This window comes from Geothrix terrae (assembly GCF_022808775.1).
Classification (GTDB): Bacteria; Acidobacteriota; Holophagae; order Holophagales; family Holophagaceae; genus Geothrix; species Geothrix terrae.
On sequence record NZ_JAKZLA010000001.1, the window covers coordinates 15,512 to 30,017 of the forward strand.

General features: G+C 62.9%; 15 protein-coding genes. 8 read left to right on the plus strand and 7 right to left on the minus strand.

The window, feature by feature from the left end; genetic code table 11:
* The first annotated feature begins 20 nt into the window (after window positions 1–20).
* The 3 genes from MLE42_RS00070 (at window position 21) to MLE42_RS00080 (ending at window position 4,687) form a co-directional block, all read left to right on the plus strand.
* A complete protein-coding gene (locus MLE42_RS00070) occupies window positions 21–455 on the plus strand; it encodes a molybdenum cofactor biosynthesis protein MoaE (protein WP_275975618.1) in 435 nt (144 codons plus the stop codon).
* A gap of 166 nt (window positions 456–621) precedes the next feature.
* Window positions 622–1,743, plus strand: coding sequence for a Y-family DNA polymerase (locus MLE42_RS00075; RefSeq protein ID WP_243286416.1), 1,122 nt, complete (start codon window positions 622–624; stop codon window positions 1,741–1,743).
* Between the two features lie 7 nt (window positions 1,744–1,750).
* Window positions 1,751–4,687: a helix-hairpin-helix domain-containing protein gene (locus MLE42_RS00080; protein ID WP_243285840.1), complete on the plus strand. Its 2,937-nt coding sequence runs from the start codon at window positions 1,751–1,753 to the stop codon at window positions 4,685–4,687.
* 93 nt (window positions 4,688–4,780) lie between these two features.
* Here the strand turns inward: MLE42_RS00080 and MLE42_RS00085 are convergent, their stop codons facing one another.
* Window positions 4,781–5,704: a cyclase family protein gene (locus MLE42_RS00085; RefSeq protein ID WP_243285841.1), complete on the minus strand. Its 924-nt coding sequence runs from the start codon at window positions 5,702–5,704 to the stop codon at window positions 4,781–4,783.
* 84 nt (window positions 5,705–5,788) lie between these two features.
* Between MLE42_RS00085 and MLE42_RS00090 the strand changes: the two genes are divergently transcribed.
* From MLE42_RS00090 to MLE42_RS00110, 5 genes are all read left to right on the plus strand, one after another.
* Entirely contained in the window at window positions 5,789–6,724 is a 936-nt protein-coding gene (locus MLE42_RS00090; protein WP_275975619.1) for a LysR family transcriptional regulator, read from the plus strand.
* Between the two features lie 161 nt (window positions 6,725–6,885).
* Window positions 6,886–7,407 carry a DinB family protein gene (locus tag MLE42_RS00095; protein WP_243285843.1) on the plus strand — a complete coding sequence of 174 codons (522 nt, stop codon included), beginning with the start codon at window positions 6,886–6,888 and terminating at the stop codon, window positions 7,405–7,407.
* A 71-nt stretch (window positions 7,408–7,478) separates the two neighbouring features.
* Entirely contained in the window at window positions 7,479–7,889 is a 411-nt protein-coding gene (locus tag MLE42_RS00100) for a nuclear transport factor 2 family protein (protein WP_243285844.1), read from the plus strand.
* Between the two features lie 39 nt (window positions 7,890–7,928).
* The gene (locus MLE42_RS00105) at window positions 7,929–8,459 is read left to right on the plus strand and encodes a DinB family protein (RefSeq protein ID WP_243285845.1); all 531 of its coding nucleotides are present in this window, start codon (window positions 7,929–7,931) and stop codon (window positions 8,457–8,459) included.
* Window positions 8,446–8,754 carry a helix-hairpin-helix domain-containing protein gene (locus MLE42_RS00110; protein ID WP_243285846.1) on the plus strand — a complete coding sequence of 103 codons (309 nt, stop codon included), beginning with the start codon at window positions 8,446–8,448 and terminating at the stop codon, window positions 8,752–8,754. Before MLE42_RS00105 ends, MLE42_RS00110 begins: the two co-directional genes overlap by 14 nt.
* 328 nt (window positions 8,755–9,082) lie before the next feature.
* Here MLE42_RS00110 and MLE42_RS00115 read toward each other — a convergent pair whose 3' ends face one another.
* The 6 genes from MLE42_RS00115 to MLE42_RS00140 all read right to left on the minus strand — a co-directional run bounded on the left by MLE42_RS00115 (window position 9,083) and on the right by MLE42_RS00140 (window position 14,087).
* Complete coding sequence (locus MLE42_RS00115) at window positions 9,083–9,733, minus strand: hypothetical protein (RefSeq protein WP_243285847.1); 651 nt, start codon at window positions 9,731–9,733, stop codon at window positions 9,083–9,085.
* Between the two features lie 145 nt (window positions 9,734–9,878).
* Window positions 9,879–10,823, minus strand: coding sequence for a hypothetical protein (locus MLE42_RS00120; protein ID WP_243285848.1), 945 nt, complete (start codon window positions 10,821–10,823; stop codon window positions 9,879–9,881).
* A 134-nt stretch (window positions 10,824–10,957) separates the two neighbouring features.
* Window positions 10,958–11,794 (minus strand): DUF4062 domain-containing protein, encoded by an 837-nt coding sequence (locus MLE42_RS00125; RefSeq protein WP_243285849.1) that lies wholly within the window; start codon window positions 11,792–11,794, stop codon window positions 10,958–10,960.
* Between the two features lie 153 nt (window positions 11,795–11,947).
* Window positions 11,948–12,541, minus strand: coding sequence for a hypothetical protein (locus tag MLE42_RS00130; protein ID WP_243285850.1), 594 nt, complete (start codon window positions 12,539–12,541; stop codon window positions 11,948–11,950).
* A gap of 349 nt (window positions 12,542–12,890) precedes the next feature.
* A complete protein-coding gene (locus MLE42_RS00135) occupies window positions 12,891–13,403 on the minus strand; it encodes a GNAT family N-acetyltransferase (RefSeq protein ID WP_243285851.1) in 513 nt (170 codons plus the stop codon).
* 141 nt (window positions 13,404–13,544) lie between these two features.
* Window positions 13,545–14,087, minus strand: a complete 543-nt coding sequence (locus tag MLE42_RS00140; RefSeq protein WP_243285852.1) for a hypothetical protein — start codon at window positions 14,085–14,087, stop codon at window positions 13,545–13,547.
* Between the last annotated feature and the right edge of the window lie 419 nt (window positions 14,088–14,506).

Consider the following 14,506-nt stretch of genomic DNA (forward strand, 5'->3'; position numbering starts at 1 on the left):
TGGAGCGGAGAGAGGCACGCATGATTCCCTGGATATCGGTTCAGGAAGCCCCGTTGGACGCCATGGCTTTACGAAATGTCATGGAGGACCCCCACGCCGGCGCCCTCGTCCTCTTCGAAGGCCGGGCCCGGGATCACCACGAAGGCCGCCCGGTGCTGGAGCTGGCCTACGAGGCCTACGTGCCCATGGCCGAGAAGGAGCTGGGCCTCCTGCGCGAGCGGGCCATCGAGCGCTACGGCCTCACCCGCTGCGGCATCCACCACCGCATCGGCGTGGTGCCCCTCACCGAGGCCGCCGTTCTAGTGGCCACCAGCAGCGCCCACCGTGCCGAGAGCTTCCAGGCCGCCGCCTGGATCATGGACGAGATCAAGCAGCGCGTCCCCATCTGGAAGCGCGAGAAGTATCGCGATGGCTCCGAGAGCTGGGTGGAGTGCACGCACCGGTTCCAGATGTAGTGAGGGTCTGAGGGCCTCATCTCCGCCCATCCAGGGCGCAAACCGCTGCGCGATTTGCGTATACGCACGGGCGTAGCCCGCGAGCCTCGATGGGCAGGATCTCCAGGATTGAATTTCGCTAAAAATTCGCCATACTTGGATCCCCCAGGAGGATCCAGTGCTGGCGATGTGGGTTCCCGAGCTGCCGTTCCAGCTGGCCTGCGGGCGGGACGGGGGCCTGCGGGACCGGCCCCTGGCCTTCCTGAGCCCCGAGAGCCCCCGCTCACCCGTGCTCTGGTTCGTGAACCGGCTGGGCCGGGCCGAAGGGCTGGCCCCGGGCCTGCCCCTGGACCAGGCGCTGCGACGGGCGCCGGGCCTGCGGGTGCTGGATCCCTCGCCCCAGATCTGGTGGGAGGCCCAGGCGGACCTGGGGACCTTCCTCCAGCACTGGACCCCCCAGGGCCAGCTCGGCCGCCTGGGGGAGGCGCTGGTGGAGCTCCAGGGCACCCAGCGGCTCTTCGGGCCCCTGGCGGACACCGCCGAGCGCATGCGCCGGGAGCTGGCCGAGCGCCGCGGCTGGGCCAGCCATGGCGGCCTGTCCCTCAGCGCCACCGCCGCCCAGCTCGCCGCCCGGGCCGAGCATGAGCTGGAGCGGGTGGGGGAGGGGGCCGAGGCCGCCTTCCTGGCCCCCCAGCCCCTGCGCCGCCTGCCGGATCTGCCCCCGCGTCTGCACGACCGCTTCCACCGCCTGGGCCTGCGGATCTTCGGCGACCTCCAGCCCGTGCCCCTGCCCGTGCTGGCGGAGCTGATCCACCCCAAGCTGGCGCCGGACCTGCGGGCCCGGGTGCGCGGCGAGGACCGGCCCCGCCTGCCCCTGCTCACCGAGCGCCCCGGCCACGCCCGCCACGGCTGGCGCCTCCAGCCCCCCCGCCTGCCCGAGGAGGTGGCCCTGGCCACCCGCTGCCTGGACTGGCTCTGGTCCGATCCCCGCCATCCCCGGACGCTGACCCTGCGCTGGTGGGACGTGGATGGCGAGCCCCACACCTGGCGGGCCGCCCCCGAGGACCTCATGGCGCCCCCCCTGGTCCTGGCCCGTCGCCTCCAGCAGGCCTTCCTGGCGGGCGCCACCCGCCGTCTCCTCGTGCGCGAGGTGGAGCTGCGCCTGGCCTGGGGTCTGGGCCGCGAGCGGCCCCTCTTCGAGGATCCCCGGAACGCCAAGCTCGAGCGCCTCGAACCCGCCCTCGCCCGCCTCCGCCGCCGCTTCCCCGACCGCGCCGTCCTGCCGGGGTGGATGGCCCCGGGCGCCTGAGGCCCCCATGTTCGCCCTCGGCATCTCCGATTTCAGCGTTGGTGAAGGCGTCTACCCGGCGAAACAGCTGCTGTCGCTGGCGCGGCGCCTGGGCTACCGCGACCTGGTCTGCTGGGACCGGGGGGTGGCGGGCTATCCGAAGCTGCGGGCGGAGCTGGAATGGATCCACGAGGCGCGGCGCCTGGAGGGCCTGCCGCCGGACCCGCGCTGGGCGGGCTTCCGCCTGCACCTGGGCAGCCGCTTCACCTGGCGGGGCCACGGCTACGGCGCGCTGCCCTTCACGGACGCGGGCTACGCCACCCTGAACCGCCTGCTCTCGGCCCAGGCCCACGACGCGGCGCCGGGGCCCGACATCCCGGGCCTGGGCGCGCCAGAGCCACCCCGGGACTGCGTGCTGCTGGCCGAGGATCTCGCGGGCCTGGACGCGCTGCTGCGGGAGGGCCTCTACGGCGCCCTGCTGGCCCACCCCCGCCGGGTCCAGGAGGCGCGGAAGGCGCTGGCGGCGGGCCTGGAGGTGGTGGCGCCCCAGGTGCTGCGCTTCCGCACGGCCGAGGGCCTGGAGATGCACCGCCTCAAGCGGGCCATCGACCAGCAGGCCACGCTCATCCGCACGGAAGCCCTGTGGGATCCCGCCGAGGCGGCCGTTCCCCGCGCCGACTGGGAGGCGCGTTTCCCCTTCGGCGAGCCCGCCGTGGAACGGGCCACGGCCGCCGTCCTGGAGCGCATCTCCGGCTGGTCCATCCACTGGGGCGCGTGGGTGCTGGCCGAGCCCCTGGGCCGCGAAGGCGCGGACCTGGATGCCCTCCTGCGCGAGAAGGTGCGTGCGGGCGTGGCGCGGCGCTTCCCGGAGCTCCGCGGGGACATCCTCGCCCGCATGGAGCGGGAGCTGGACCTCATCTCCAGCATGAGGTTCGCCCGCTACTTCCTGCTGGTGGAGGACATCGTGCGGGCCGCCCAGGGCGCGAAACCCCGCATCTGCGGCCGGGGCAGCGGCGCGGCCTCCCTGGTGAGCTACGCCCTGGGCCTCAGCAACGTGGATCCCGTGGCCACGAACCTCATGTTCGAGCGCTTCCTCACGAAGGAGCGCAAGGACCCGCCGGACATGGACATCGACTTCGCCTGGGACGAGCGGGAGGACGTCATCCAGAAGGTGTTCGAGCGCTACGGCCGCGACCGCGTGGCCATGGTGGCCAACCACGCCTTCTTCAAGGCCAAGGGCGCCCTGCGGGCCGTGGCCCAGGCCCACGGGCGGCCCGACAGCGAGCTGAAGCAGCTGGCCCGCTACGTCCGCGGCTGGGAAGGGGGCCTTGTCCGCGCCGCCGAGAACCCCGCCTGGGACACGATCCTGCGCCAGGCCCTGGCGCTGAAGGGCCACTTCCACCAGTTCTCCGTGCATCCCGGCGGCACGGTCATCACGCCCGGGCCCTTCTGGGAGCACGCCGCCTTCCAGCCCGCGCCGGCCAAGGACAAGGTGTCGACCACCACCTGGGACAAGGACGGCGTGGAGAACTACGGGCTGGTGAAGATCGACCTGCTGGGGAACCGCAGCCTCGCCGTCATCCGCGACGCCTACGCGGTGCTGGGCGACGCCGTGCCCGCCGAGCCGGGCGACCACTCCCGCAACGACCCCGACACCCAGGCCCTGCTGGCCCGGGGCGACAGCATCGGCGTCTTCTACGTGGAGAGCCCCGCCACGCGCCAGCTCCAGCAGCGGGTGCGTAAGGGCGACTTCGAGACGCTGGTGATCCACAGCAGCCTCATCCGCCCCGCCGCCTACCGCTGGGTGGACCGCTACGTGAAGCGCAGCCGCGGCGAGGAGGCCTGGGAACCCAGCGACCCCGTGTTCAACGAGCTGCTGTCCGAGAGCCATGGCGTGCTGGTCTACCAGGAGGATGTCATCAAGGTCTGCGTGGCGCTGGCGGGCTGGAGCCACTTCGAGGCCGACCAGCTCCGCAAGCTGCTGGGCAAGCCTGACTGCGAGGAGAAGCTGCCCTACTTCGAGGCCCGGTTCCGCGCCGGCTGCGCGGTCCGCGGCGCGCGACAGGCGACCGTGGACGAGGCCTGGGACATGATCCGCACCTTCCAGGGCTACTCCTTCTGCAAGCCGCACTCCGCCAGCTACGCCCAGGTGAGCTTCGAGAGCGCCTGGATCAAGGCCCACCACCCGGCGGTGTTCTTCGCGTCGGTCATCACCAACCAGGGCGGCTACTACCCCGCCATCGCCTACCTGGGCGACGCCCGCCGCCACCGCCTGGTGGTGCGGGGCCCCGATGCCAACGCCTCTGCCTGGGCCTTCAGCGCCGAGGGCGAGCAGGCCCTGCGCGTGGGCCTCATGCAGGTGCAGGGCGCCCTGGCGCCCGAGGTGCACCGGCTGCTGGAGAACCGGGAGCAGCAGGGCCCCTTCGCGGGTCTGGACGACCTGCTGGGCCGCGTGAAACCCTCCGTCACCACCGCCGAGGCCCTCTGCGCCGCCGGGGCCTTCGACCGCTGGGCCCCCGACGGCGACCGCACGCGCCTCATGTGGGCCCGCCTGGGCGGCGTGCCCCCCGGCGTGCGCCCGCGCCCCACGGACGCCTTTGACCGCGCGGATCTGGAGCTGCAGACCATGGACCTCACCCTGGAGATCCACCCCGCCGCCCTCGCCCGCGTGCGGAAGGGCGGGGGGCCCGACCGCGCCGCCGACGTGGCCAAGATCCTGGCCGGGGAGAAACCGGGGCGCCATCTCCGCTTCTGGGCCCTGGTGGTGGCGGACAAGGAAGTCGCCACCGAGAAGGGCGAGCGCATGCAGTTCGTCACCTTCGAGGACGAGACCGGCCTCTGCGAAGCCGTCGCCTTCCCCCCCGTCCTCCGCCGCCGCCAGCGCCCCTTCCGCGTGGGCGAGGTCGTCTCCATCCGCGGGACGACGACGCTGCAGGACGGGCTGGCGGTGTTCGAGGTGGGGTGAGACCTCGCGCGCGGTGGAGGCTGGTCCGGTGGGAACCGCCGGGGGTTCAAGCCAATCCAGGCCGCTGGCCGGGCTTCAGCTCGATCGCAGGTTTCACGATTCCTCGACGATGGCGAAGGCCCGCACGGGGAAAGTCCCCATCCCTTCCACGCGAGGGGGCGCGGCGTGGAAGCGGAACCCTTGGACGGGCACCTGATCCAGCCCCGTCAGGTGCTCCACAATGGGGATGCCCGCCGCCAGCAGGACGGAGTGGACAGGCCGGGCGCCGTCGCGGGTGTCGTCGATGTTCAGCGAATCGATGCCGACGAGTGCGGCCTTCTGCGCCACGAGCCATTCGGCCGCGTCCGAGGTGAGGTAGGGATGCCCCTCCCCGTACTGCTCGGTGCCCCAATGGCGGTCCCATCCAGTGTGGACCAGCACCGCCTTGCCCGCGACGTCGTAGGGGAGGAACGCAGCGCGGTCGATGGCCCGCTGGGCGCTTCCGGCGAGGCGGAGGACGAGGCCCTCAAGATTCGCCAGCGAGGCCAGGGGGATGCCGGCGAGGTCGGCACCGCCTTCATACCGGTGGAAGGGCGTGTCCAGGTAGGTGCCGGTGTTCGCGACCATGCTGATGCGGCCGATGTGGAATTCGCAGCCTGGCGCGTAGATGGTGCGGGAGGATTCCCGGCTGAGGTGCCCGGTGATCTCCGGGCCTGGGAGGCCGGGATAGGTCACCATCCCGTGCCGGATGGTGTGGCTCAACTCGATCAAGCGCCGCGGGCCCGGCCGGACTGGGCCCGCCTCCGTTCCGTGCTCAGTTCCGCGCGACCCCTTGTGGGGTTCCCGGAGCAGCTGCCGGTTCGTGAAGCGGACCGACTCGACCATCAGGAGGCTGAGGCTCCGGATGAACATCCCGGCCAGCTCCTGGTCGGTGATGTCCGTGCCGGGGATGTCCAGGCGGAAGCCCTGAGCCTGGAGGCCGCCTCCGTTGAGGAAGGTCACCTCCGCATCGAACTGAACCCGCCATTCGTCCGTCATGACCATGTCCTCCAGGGTTCAATTTAGGCGAAGTTTTTCTAAAAATATTTCGATATTTTTTAAAGATAAAGTTAAGATTATCTAATGGACCTCGACCCTCGCCGTCTCTTGATCTTGCGGGCCGTAGGGCTCCGGGGCGGCGTCTCCGATGCGGCCCAGCTGCTCCACCTGACGCCCTCGGCCGTGTCCCAGCAGATCGCCCTGCTCGAGCGCGAAGTCGGGGTCGACCTGCTGGACCGTTCGCAGCGCCCCGCGGGGTTGACAGCCGCCGGCCGGCTCCTGGCGGCGCGGGCGGAACGGATCCATGTGGAATTGACCGAGGGCCGGCGCGAGTTGACGGCGCTGAGCGGGCGGCTGAGCGGTCCGGTGGTGATCGCCTCGTTTTCGACCGTCATCCGGCACCTCGTCGTGCCGACGATCCGGACGCTCGCCAGGACCCACCCTGACCTCCAGCCCCGCGTGATCGAACTGGAGGGCCCGCCCGCCCTCAAGGAGCTGCGCAGCGGTGGCGTGGACCTGGTGATCGTGGAACACGACGGGGGGGTGGAGGAACCCTCGTACCAAGGTCTGGCGGCAAGGCCCTTGGCGGAGGACGGCTACCGGGTTGTCGTGCCGTCGGCGTGGCCGCTCGCCTCCCATCCGATGAAGGATCTGGCGACTCGCCGCTGGATCACGGGGCCGCCGGAAACCCCCATCGCCCAGGCCCTGGAGCGGCTCGCGGTGAGACACGCGTTCACCCCCGAGCGGGCGCACATCTGCGTCGAGTACCCGACGGTCCTCTCCCTCGTGGCGGCCGGTTTGGGCGCCGCAATCGTACCCGCGCTCGCCCTCGGTAGAGAGTTCGCCGATTGGGTCCATGTCACGGCAGTCCCCCACGTGGGGTTCCGACGGCTGAGCGCGCTGTACCGGGCTTCCGCCAAGGGCCCGGAACCCCTGGTGCCCGCCTTGATCGCCGCTCTGGATGAAGCCGTCCAGGCGCATGGCCTCCTCTCTGCGGGAGGGGTGGCCCGGGGACGCTGATCCCCCGATCCGACCTCTTCCCCCATCGAAGACATTCCACAGGGACCCCCCACGCGGCGGCGAAGGCTTCCCGAGCGGATTGAACTCACTCCGCGAGCCTCCTGCCACCAGGTTGTCAGGAGGGGGGGCGCAGACTCCTCGTTCACCTTGAGGAGGCCGTCATGTTCAATCGCCTGGAAGACTTCAGAACCACGTGGAAGGAGGAGGTCGAGGACACCTTGAAGATCCTGAGGGCCATCCCCGATCAGGCCCTGGAGCAGTCCGTGGCGCCCGGCTACCGGGACCTGCGCCGCCTGGCGTGGCACCTGGTGGGCGGCATGGGAACCCTCGCCGCCCAGATCGGGCTCCGCATCGGCGGGCCGGCCCGCGATGAGCGGGGCGAACTCGCAGTGCCGCCTCCCCAGCACATGGCCGCGATCGTGGAGGCCTACACCCGCTCGGCCGAATCCCTGCTGCAGGCCCTGGCGACCTGGGAGGACGCCGACCTCGAGAAGGTGGAGGTCGTCTTCGGGCACATGCACTGGCGGCGGGGCCAGGTCCTCCTCGCCGTGCTGGTCCACCAGGTCCACCACCGGGGCCAGATGACGGTGCTCATGCGCCAGGCCGGCATCCTCGTCCCCGAGTTCTACGGCCCCACCCGGGAAGGCTGGGAGGCGATGGGCATGCCCGCGCCCGCCGTCTGACGGGGCTTCCCGCTCCCCGGTTCCCCACCTGGCAGGGCCGACCCTGCCCTCACCTCGACAAGGAGTCGCCCATGAGCCACGCATCCCTCGCCCCGGCCGACATCGAGATCCTGGGGCCCTCCGACCGCGTTTCGCTGGCCACGAAGGAGACCATCCGCAGGTTCCACCAGGCCTTCGACGACCACGACCCCCAGGCCATGGAGGCGCTCGTGGCGGACGACTGCGTCATCGAGAACACCCAGCCCGCCCCGGACGGTTCCCGGCACGTCGGGAAGGCCGCGTGCCTGGCGGTCTGGCAGGGCCTGGCGAGCGCCGCCGGCACCTGGTTCGAGCGGGAGGAGGTGCTGGTCGCGGGCGAGCGCGTCGTCATCCGGTGGCGGTACCGGTGGGGCGCCGATGCCGCGCAATCCGTCCGCGGCCTCAACCTGATGCGGGTCCGGGAGGGACGCATCGTTGAGGCCATGGGGTACGTCAAGGCCTGACCGGGGCTCTCGCCGCCACCGCTTGATGGGGAATCATCCATGCTCGACGTGATCAAGACCAGCTACGCCTACGACACCTGGGCTACGGCCCGGGTGCTCGACGCCCTCGATGGGCTCAGCGACGAGGAATACAACGCCCCCGAGTGCAGCGGGAACGGGTCGATCCGGGACACCCTGGCCCACCTGCTGTCCTGCCAGTGGGGGTGGCTCTCCTGGCTCGACGGTTCCAAGAGCCTGGAGGAGGCCTACGGCCTGACCCTTCCCGGGGAGGCCATCGCCACGGTGGCCCAGGCCCGGGCCCACTGGGCCGCCATCGACCGGCAGACCCATGCCTACATCAACGCGCTGACCGACGCGGACCTGGTGGGATCGTGCGCCTGGACGGGCCTCGATGGCTTTTCCGATGCCGCCCCGCTCTGGAAACTGCTGCTCCACGTCGCGAACCACGGCACCCACACCCGCGCCCAGATCGTCGCTGGCATCCGGCGGGTGGGGGCGGATCCTGGAGACATCGACCTTCTCTGCTGGGAGCTGAACCACATGGGGCGCCGGTACCATGCCACGGCCTAGACGCGACCAACCCACCCGGCTGGAAGACTTGCCGAACATCGGCAAGTCCATCGCCGCCGACCTCCGCGGGATCGGCATCCTCGAGCCCGGCCAGCTTGCGGAGCGCGAGCCGCTGGCCGTGTTCCAGGAGCTGGCGGGAGCCATGGGCCCCCGCCACGACCCCTGCGTGCTCTACACGCTGCTCGCGGCGCAGCATTTCCTCCAGTGCGGCGAAGCCCTGCCGTGGTGGGCCTTCGCCACCGAAGGGAAGCGCCTGCTGGAAGGGCAGCCGACCCCGCCGGGAATGAGGCCTTGAACGGAGCTCAGTCTGCGAGGCATTGAAAGGATAGAAGGCCGTGCAGGCAGGACTCGAATTGATTTAGGGGTCCGGCCGAGTCGTGGGTTCTTGTTCTTTTCTTGGCCTGCGGAACATGTCAATGCCCAAGAGAAGGTACGCCATTGCAGTGGTCCACTGCCAAACACCACGCCAGCCAGCTGTCTTGTCGACGATGGCGACCACGATTCCAATAGACCCGACGCCAATTAGAAATAGTCCACCGCAGCGACTGAGGTTGGATTTAGATGCGACGTTCAACGTGGCCCCCATGGGCGAAGGGTTAGGTTGCATCTTACTAAATCAATCGTTAGCGAGAAGAAACAGTTATTGAATGGATTTTAGCCTGCGGCTTGAACTGTGCTGTCTCTCGAGAACCCTCAGGAAAGACACCTGTATAATCAATCCTGAAGGTTAAGTGCTCGGGATTATTCTGAAATTCAATATATTCGCGAGATTCGATAGCGCTTCTGGTGATCGATTTTGTTTTTCCATAGATCTTTTCCGCATCTAGAACCAAGGCCCCAATACGTAAGCCAGCCTCACTTACACAGGCCGGATTAAATGATTCAATGACAGTAATCTTCTTTGACCAGTCGATAGGTTTATCTGGATCCTCCTCGCCCGCATAAAGGGTCATCAAAGAATCTTTACCTAAGAGAACGTCAATCAAGGCGGCACCGTCTCCATCCGAAGTTCTTTCGAATGTTCCTTCTTGAAAGGCCTTTCTTGCTTCATCGAGAGACATTCCAAGCTTGATAGGCCCTATTCCTGTAGCTGTAATCAAAAAAGTTCGATGAGACAACATACTGGCATCCTGCTTTTCGATCTTTTGTGAAGCGGGTATCGCGGGTATCTTTGATCTATTAGGTATGGATTTGGAAAGGTCGCAAGAAGCCAAACCAATTATCATAACCAAGGTTAATGGCGGCACAAATTTTTGTATAATTTTTTCGATCATAACACCTCATATATTAAAACAAGTATAACTTAACGAATGAAGCTAACCGGACCCGCCTGCACCGAGGCGCTGAACGAAGCCGAGGAAGCGAGACGTTGAGAGAGAGAGAAAGGTAATGCAGGCGGGGTCCGAGTTGAGCGGAGGGTTAGGCAGTTCCGGCCGCAAAGTAAGGCAATTTGAAAGTCCTTGTTACACCATCGCCAGCGAACGAACTAGTTACTTTTGTACCGTTCGGGAATGAATGATGCTCAGACGTATTATCTGGGAAGCGGATCCTTACCTCTTCTCCAATGAAATTGATACCTGGAAATGGTTTCCGAACTTCGTCTGGGTAACAAACAGCCGCAAGGCTAGCAATCCTCCGAAGCGTATCTGCCCAGGTACCCACCACTGCGGTGGGCAAGGCATCTGACGGCAATGCATCTGGATCGAGAAGAACCCCCAAATTCATCAGGTAATTGGCAAGAATCCTGGACACACCAAATACATTGGCCATGTGAAACCTGAGATCCCGAGCGTATGAAAACGCAGAATTTCCGCCTGGGTGAATCCCTGTTACAGGCCCCACGACACCTGCCTCTACCAACCCCTCGATGTAATAGCCAGGGAAAGTGTTCGCTGCGTCATAAAAGGTAATGAGGCGCAACCGGCCCTGTTGGTGCTTGATGAAGTTATCAAGCTTCCCAATGAAATCTCGATAGGGATCTACCCTCCTCTTGTACTGCTCGATTTTTTTCTTGTTGGCCCTTTGTGCAGGATCTTCGAAAAAAGAGCCGACAATTTTCTCGCAATCCTCCATGTGTTCCATCAGAGAATCAAGCAGGTGATCTGTGGCCTCAAGCAGGAAGCCGTCATCTCCCGCCTTGATCGGCGGTTGGGCGATATGGTCGAATTTGACCAATTCAAGGGCGTCCAAAACATTCCCAAATCTTTTCAATACCGCTGAAGTCGATACATTGTAAGCCGCCAGTGGATGGCGTTTCATCTGCGATTCATGGAACAACTTGGATGGATCGCATCGATGCAGAATGCACATGGCGGCCGGTAGGGCAGCTGAGACTGGAAACTTTTCATTCACATCAATGATCATTATGGTTCCAAGAAATGCCTAACGATGGAAGCTGATCGGCCCCACCTGCACCGATGCGCTGAGCGGAGCCGAGGAAGCGGGAAGTTGAGAGAGAGTGGGAGACAACGCAGGCGGGGTCCGAGTTGAGCGGAAGGTTAGGCGTCAACCTCGATCAGCTCAAATTTGAACTCTACGAGGGGGTAGTTCATGTCGTCTCCTTTATATGCAGGCTCATCGAGTTTCACTTTTCCCATAAACCAACTACCTTTGGGTATTGCTTCAATTAATGTTGCAGATTTACCAATAATGTCTTTTCTATCTCTATAAAATCCATCTCTTTTTCCAATATCTGCAATTCGAATTTTTGCTCCGACTGGAGTTGATTTAGGTTTTGTACGCCGTGCGGGAACTCTCTCCTTACCGGCTTTGGTTCGGGTTTTGCTTTTAGAAGCGGCGAGCATCTTTCCAACGACCTCTGTCAAATGCGGCCGCAGAGCCGATGAAAATTGACTTGCATCCGAATATTCCCAAACTAATCCTCGGCTTTCGAGTTCTTCACGAAAGGCTACAATCTTGCCGAGTTGATTTATTTCATTTTGAGTTTTGGGTGGAGCAGAACTTGCTCTGTTGAAATAAAAAAGAATGTGTGGCTTGCCATGATTTTTCCAGTTCGTGTAGGCGAGTCTAAACTCTTCCTCGGTTCCTGAGTCAGCCTTTCCAGTCGGTGTTCCAAATCGCTTCCATAAAATGCCAACGAAGATATCATAAGGGCCAATTTGATCATTGATAATTTGCTGTGGTCGGCCCATGGCCGGAAATGAATGGGATTCCCATCGAATCAACTCCAATCGGACCTTGGTGTTGGGAAGAAGGGCAGCGATGGTCCTATTCAATTCATTAATAATTCCAGGCGTGCTTTCTCGTTCTGATGATACGTCACTGGGTGACGCAAGGAATACACGAATGGTCTCCAGAGTGTTGCTTGCGGCCATGATTTCTCCTGAATTCTGGGGATTGGCAATTTGACGCCTAACGAATGAAGCTAACCGGACCCGCCTGCACCGAGGCGATGAACGAAGCCGAGGAAGCGAGAAGTTGAGAGAGAGCGGCGGGCAATGCAGGCGGGGCCCGAGTTGAGCGGAGGGTTAGGCAGACCGGATTCGCTTAGCGAACGCACTGTCGATATTGGCGAGAAGCATATCGAAACCGAGTTTGAATTCACGCACCAATTCAAGCATATCGAGTCGGTTATGGATATAGAACTTGAGTTCTCGCGATGGCGATTCAACGAGATGGAGATGAATAAAGCCGTGATGAGCGTGATAGTCCCGCACATCACGCATTCTTAGAAACCACTCAGAGTGTTCCCGAATGTAGGTATGAAGCTCGGCAGGGATTTCTGACGGCGTTGTGCTGTTTCGACATTTTTTGACAATATCTGCGAAGCTTTTGAACTGTTGAGCGTTTGGTGCCGTAAGGAATTGTACAAGTGCGGCAAATTCATCAAGCAACGAGCGAATGAGAAACAAGAATGAAGCAAAGTTACTTCGCAGATTGTACAGTTCAAGAGAGAACGAGAGTTTCGGTTGATTTCTTTCACCAATAGTTTCTCGACGATTGGGATATTCCCTCATGAGATTGGCGGCAAGAGACTCCACAGATTGAAGGGCCAACTCTGCGCCGTGATATTTCTGGGACATCGAACGCCAAGCAATCTTGTAGTGTTCCGAAGCGGGCACTTCTTCCTGAATTAATCGATGGTTCGTGGAAAGCCTGTAATAGTACCCATGAAATTGGAAGGGCCACTCAGTCTCCTGAAGCGCCCGCATGAGCTGAGGGAAAAGCTCGTAATGGAGGGGCTCCTCGTAGCAAATTGTTTCCCCCTCCGGTGGAGGCAATAGCCATTGGTCTTTTCGCTCGACCGGTTTCCGTGTGAGTAGGAATTCCATAGGGTGAGGGCTGCCTAACGAATGAAGCTAACCGGACCCGCCTGCACCGAGGCGCTGAGCGGAGCCGAGGAACCGAGAAGTTGAGAGAGAGCGGAAGGCAATGCAGGCGGGGTCCGAGTTGAGCGGAGGGTTAGGCGACTCATTGATGGAACTCCAGCCTCATGCTCTGGGCCTGAACAGATGAACCAGGCCGTAGAGGCCTCGGCATTTCGACCAGTTCGAAGCCTGCTGATGTATATAGACGAACCGCAGAGGTGTCCCCGCAAGTTACGCCCAAGGATATCGACTTGGCACCCCGGGCCTTTGCCCATTGGATGGACGTAATCAATAATAAACGCCCCAAACCTTGACCACGATGCTCTGGCGCAACCCACATCTGGAATAGATGGATGGCCGAGGAATCAGCGCCATCGACTTTGGCCCAGGCCAGACCTGCCGGTTCATTCTCCGCGAAGGCAATCAAAGGCAAATCAAAGCCAGATTGACTAGCTGCCATCAGGCTCTCGGCCCATTGAGCGTCAGGGCGCTCAATTTCGTTTGCAAGGGTGCTTCCGAAGGCATCGGGGGAATCGGCGAGGGCTCGGAGTCGAAGGCCTTTATAGGTCTTCCACTCGGATGGTTGGAATTGACGAACTGAAGGGGATTGAGCCATGGGTGCGACGCTGGCGCCTAACGAATGAAGCTAAGCGGCCACGCCTGCGCCGAGGCGATGAGCGGAGCCGAGATAGCGAAATGCTGAGAGAGAGCGGAAGGCAATGCAGGCGGGGTCCGACTTGAGCGGAGGGTTAGGTTGTTAGTCGAAAAAATAGAAGAATTGGACCTTAGTGATGATGCCTTTTGCCGAATGGACCACCAAGGAATGGACGAAGCCGCTGAAGAGTTCCTGGGGGGCGATGAGAGGACGCTTTGAGAACCCAAAAATCGTTGGGACGACCGAAGCATCCGAGCCAACGACCAGGCCATCGAGTACAGGCCAAGCTGAGGATGTGATCGAAACCTCTTCGATGAGGAACGAACCCTTCGAGGGAAAGCCACCAATGGTGAGCCCATCGAATTCCAGAGTGAGGTAATCCTGTAGAGAGTTTGAATCACCGTCGTAGAACGGTCTTTTGGATTTGGTTTCTCGTTTGAGCTTGGCTAATTTCCTAAGGTCAGCTAACGATTTGCCTTCGAACAATGCAGTAGCTTTAGTTACCCAATCATCTACCTGCTCCACGGAAGGCCCGGGTTTAGTGATCATCGACTTAAGAGATTTGGCCTGTGGAACTGAGCAGGCATAGCTAAGGCTCGTGGCGCAGATCATCAAGACACAGGTTTTGGTTCTGAACGAAAGCATGGGAACAACCTAACTTTGTATTAGGCGAACTGAATGGCAGAAGCCAATGAACGCCTTTTGGGTGGAGGTCGAGGCTGGGCTATTTCGCGATCATGTTCCCACTTGGCCGACTTGATCCTCATCACAACCGGCTGAAAGGTGCGAAATGGCCGCTGAACGGTCAGGAGGGTCTGGCCGGGGGTCTGGATGGCGCGTGAGGGGCGATGAACCCTTCCGCTCGGGGCTCTGCTGGGAAAAGCCTTTTTTAGCCGGTGATGAACGGTGATGGACGGTGATCAAGCAGGGCAGGTCCTCGGATAAGCCCATGCTGTGTGCGGCCAGGGCCTCATCCGTGAAATCACTGAAATCACCGGAATCAGTGGCTGATGTGCCTTTTGGCTTTTTCATCCATGTCCATCCGTGGCTCCGCCCTCGGATCG

Coding starts and splice junctions, on each gene's coding strand:
- MLE42_RS00070 (WP_275975618.1), top strand. CDS start 21: ATGATTCCCTGGATATCGGTTCAGGAAGCCCCGTTGGACGCCATGGCT.
- MLE42_RS00075 (WP_243286416.1), top strand. CDS start 622: ATGTGGGTTCCCGAGCTGCCGTTCCAGCTGGCCTGCGGGCGGGACGGG.
- MLE42_RS00080 (WP_243285840.1), top strand. CDS start 1,751: ATGTTCGCCCTCGGCATCTCCGATTTCAGCGTTGGTGAAGGCGTCTAC.
- MLE42_RS00085 (WP_243285841.1), bottom strand. CDS start 5,704: ATGACGGACGAATGGCGGGTTCAGTTCGATGCGGAGGTGACCTTCCTC.
- MLE42_RS00090 (WP_275975619.1), top strand. CDS start 5,789: ATGGACCTCGACCCTCGCCGTCTCTTGATCTTGCGGGCCGTAGGGCTC.
- MLE42_RS00095 (WP_243285843.1), top strand. CDS start 6,886: ATGTTCAATCGCCTGGAAGACTTCAGAACCACGTGGAAGGAGGAGGTC.
- MLE42_RS00100 (WP_243285844.1), top strand. CDS start 7,479: ATGAGCCACGCATCCCTCGCCCCGGCCGACATCGAGATCCTGGGGCCC.
- MLE42_RS00105 (WP_243285845.1), top strand. CDS start 7,929: ATGCTCGACGTGATCAAGACCAGCTACGCCTACGACACCTGGGCTACG.
- MLE42_RS00110 (WP_243285846.1), top strand. CDS start 8,446: ATGCCACGGCCTAGACGCGACCAACCCACCCGGCTGGAAGACTTGCCG.
- MLE42_RS00115 (WP_243285847.1), bottom strand. CDS start 9,733: ATGATCGAAAAAATTATACAAAAATTTGTGCCGCCATTAACCTTGGTT.
- MLE42_RS00120 (WP_243285848.1), bottom strand. CDS start 10,823: ATGATCATTGATGTGAATGAAAAGTTTCCAGTCTCAGCTGCCCTACCG.
- MLE42_RS00125 (WP_243285849.1), bottom strand. CDS start 11,794: ATGGCCGCAAGCAACACTCTGGAGACCATTCGTGTATTCCTTGCGTCA.
- MLE42_RS00135 (WP_243285851.1), bottom strand. CDS start 13,403: ATGGCTCAATCCCCTTCAGTTCGTCAATTCCAACCATCCGAGTGGAAG.
- MLE42_RS00140 (WP_243285852.1), bottom strand. CDS start 14,087: ATGCTTTCGTTCAGAACCAAAACCTGTGTCTTGATGATCTGCGCCACG.